This window comes from Streptomyces sp. TRM64462 (genome assembly GCF_013362995.1).
GTDB lineage: Bacteria > Actinomycetota > Actinomycetes > Streptomycetales > Streptomycetaceae > Streptomyces.
The window spans coordinates 13,805-16,255 of sequence record NZ_JABWDV010000453.1 but is presented as its reverse complement, the minus strand read 5'-3'; the positions used below and the strand labels follow the sequence as shown (position 1 = coordinate 16,255).

The window sequence follows — 2,451 nt, the reverse complement described above, 5'->3', positions numbered from 1 at the left end:
GAAGCTGGTGGAGCTGGGGGCGAAGGTAGAGCTCCCGCGCGGCGGCACGACGGTCTGACGCCCCGTAAGGCGGCGTCGGCACCCCCGTAAGGCGTACCGGCGCCCCTGGAAGGGGGCGTGCGCGGGCGGACGGAAGGGCGGTCACCCNAAGAGGGTGACCGCCCTTTCTGCGTGCCTAGAGGGGCTTACTTGCCCTTGGCGGCTTCCTTGAGCTTCGAGCCCGCGGAGACCTTCACGCTGTAACCGGCCGGAATGTTGATCGGCTCACCGGTCTGCGGGTTGCGAGCGGTGCGAGCGGCACGGTGGGTGCGCTCGAAGGTCAGGAAGCCGGGGATGGTGACCTTCTCGTCGCCCTTGGCGACGACCTCACCGACGGTCTCGGCGAGCGCGGCCAGCACGGCGTCGGCGTCCTTGCGGGTCACCTCGGCGCGGTCGGCCACGGCGGCCACCAGCTCACTGCGGTTCATGTTCTTACTCCCGTGTTCTTCTTGCCTGTGAGGCGTGCCACGCGGCGGAGCCGCATATCGGGCACAGCGAAGCCGATGCTGCCAGGGCCCTACGACAGTGCTCGGACCCGGGTCTGCTGTTCAGACCCTCGCGCCCGAATACGCATCCTGCCTCCACCTGCGGCGGGAAAGCCAATCCGGCACCCTCCGGGGTCACACGAAAAGCGCCACTGCTTCGTCCTGGTGACACCGGGTCGGCTGCGCAGGCAGATCCTCCCACCCTACGCCGGGCGCCCGGCAGGCACCTCACGACGCGCCCGTACGGGGCACACGAGGCGGCAGGGGCCGGGCGGGCGCCCGCGGAGGTCAGGGGGTCAGAGTGCCTCGGTATCGCCCGCCGCGGCCTTCGCGGCGTCGCGCACGGCACCGGCGACGGCGCCGGCGACCTTGTCGTTGAAAACGGACGGGATGATGTAGTTCGGGTTCAGTTCGTCGTCGGTGACGACGTCCGCGAGCGCGGTGGCGGCCGCGAGCATCATGTCCGTGTTGACGGTGCGGGACTGGGCGTCCAGGAGGCCCCGGAACACGCCGGGGAAGACCAGCACGTTGTTGATCTGGTTGGGGAAGTCGGACCGGCCGGTAGCCACAACTGCCGCCGTCTGGCGGGCGATTGCGGGGTCCACCTCGGGGTCCGGGTTCGCGAGCGCGAACACGATCGCGTCGTCCGCCATGGCCGCCACGTCGTCGCCGCCGAGCACGTTCGGGGCCGAGACGCCGATGAAGACGTCGGCGCCGACGACAGCCTGCTTGAGGGTGCCGGTGACGCCCTCGGGGTTGGTGTTGTCGGCGATCCAGCGCAGCGCGGACTCGGGAGCCGCGTCCACCAGGTCCTCGCGGCCCGCGTGGACGACGCCGTGGATGTCGGCGACGACCGCGTGCTTGACGCCGGCCGCGATGAGCAGCTTCAGGATCGCCGTACCGGCGGCGCCGGCGCCGGACATGACGACGCGGACGTCCCCGATGGCCTTGCCGACCACGCGCAGCGCGTTGGTGAGGGAGGCGAGGACGACGATGGCGGTGCCGTGCTGGTCGTCGTGGAAGACCGGGATGTCGAGGGCCTCGCGGAGCCGCGCCTCGATCTCGAAGCAGCGCGGGGCCGAGATGTCCTCGAGGTTGATGCCCGCGAAGCCCGGGGCGATCGCCTTGACGATCTCGACGATCGCGTCGGTGTCCTGCGTGTCCAGGCAGATGGGCCACGCGTCGATGCCGGCGAAGCGCTTGAAGAGGGCGGCCTTGCCCTCCATCACGGGCAGGGCGGCCTTCGGCCCGATGTTGCCCAGGCCCAGCACCGCCGACCCGTCCGTCACGACCGCGACGGAGTTGCGCTTGATGGTGAGGCGGCGGGCGTCCTCGGGGTTCTCGGCGATCGCCATGCAGACGCGGGCGACGCCGGGCGTGTAGACCATGGACAGGTCGTCGCGGTTGCGGATGGGGTGTTTGGACGCCATCTCGATCTTGCCGCCGAGGTGCATCAGGAACGTACGGTCGGAGACCTTGCCGAGGACGACGCCCTCGATGCCGCGCAGCTTGCCGACGATCTCGTCGGCGTGCGCGGTGGAGGACGCGGCGATGGTCACGTCGATCCGCAGCTTCTCGTGGCCGGACGCGGTCACGTCGAGGCCGGTGACCGAGCCGCCGGAGGACTCCACAACCGTGGTGAGCTGGGAGACCGCGGTTCCGCTCGCGGGCACCTCCAGCCGGACCGTCATCGAGTACGAGACGCTGGGCGCCGTTGCCATGGCCGAGTTCCTCTGCTTTCCCTAGCTTCGTTGCCGCTCCGGACACGGCGGTGGCCGTGCGGGAGCCCTCCGATGGTCGCACCTACCTGCCGGTAGCAGGTAATACGGTCTTTTTGTTTTCGGAAACTGTTTTCCACCATACGAGAAACGGTGGTGACGCACAACGAGCACGGGCGCGAACGGGCGCAACGAAAACGGGTCCGTAC

Annotated in this window: 2 protein-coding genes; both read right to left on the bottom strand. The window is 69.7% G+C overall.

The genetic code is table 11. The features are described 5' to 3' along the window. Positions 1-185 precede the first annotated feature (185 nt). On the bottom strand, positions 186-467 hold the full coding sequence (locus HTZ82_RS29495) for an HU family DNA-binding protein (RefSeq protein ID WP_175412448.1): 282 nt from the start codon (positions 465-467) through the stop codon (positions 186-188). A gap of 353 nt (positions 468-820) precedes the next feature. Next, positions 821-2,245, bottom strand: a complete 1,425-nt coding sequence (locus HTZ82_RS29490) for an NAD-dependent malic enzyme (RefSeq protein WP_175412447.1) — start codon at positions 2,243-2,245, stop codon at positions 821-823. Positions 2,246-2,451 lie beyond the last annotated feature (206 nt).

Coding starts and splice junctions, on each gene's coding strand:
- HTZ82_RS29495 (WP_175412448.1), bottom strand. CDS start 467: ATGAACCGCAGTGAGCTGGTGGCCGCCGTGGCCGACCGCGCCGAGGTG.
- HTZ82_RS29490 (WP_175412447.1), bottom strand. CDS start 2,245: ATGGCAACGGCGCCCAGCGTCTCGTACTCGATGACGGTCCGGCTGGAG.